Source organism: Mesorhizobium sp. YM1C-6-2 (genome assembly GCF_003666685.1).
Taxonomy (GTDB): domain Bacteria; phylum Pseudomonadota; class Alphaproteobacteria; order Rhizobiales; family Rhizobiaceae; genus Mesorhizobium_K.
In genome coordinates, this window is the sequence record NZ_RCIZ01000040.1 from 1 (window position 1) to 372 (window position 372).

At 57.5% G+C, this 372-nt stretch carries 1 protein-coding gene; it reads left to right on the forward strand.

The window, feature by feature from the left end:
- Nucleotides 1-288: ATP-binding protein (locus tag D8676_RS26610; RefSeq protein WP_183097270.1), on the forward strand; the 288-nt coding region annotated here is incomplete at its 5' end.
- Nucleotides 289-372 lie beyond the last annotated feature (84 nt).

Consider the following 372-nt stretch of genomic DNA (forward strand, 5'->3'; position numbering starts at 1 on the left):
GACCTCGTGATCCTCGACGAGCTTGGCTATCTGCCGTTCAGCGCCTCAGGCGGGGCTCTGCTGTTCCACCTGCTTAGCAAGCTCTACGAGCGCACCAGCGTCATCATCACCACCAACCTGAGCTTCAGCGAGTGGGCCAGCGTGTTCGGCGATGCCAAAATGACGACCGCGCTCCTCGATCGGCTCACCCATCACTGCCATATCCTCGAAACCGGCAACGACAGCTTCCGGTTCAAGAACAGCTCTGCTCAGCGGCCCAAAGCCAGGAAGGAGAAAGCACCATCTTGACCCACATATGAGACCCGAAACATAATCGCACGGTGGGTCACTTCTCGATGAAAACCCCGGGTCACTTCTCAGCAGCAATCAACA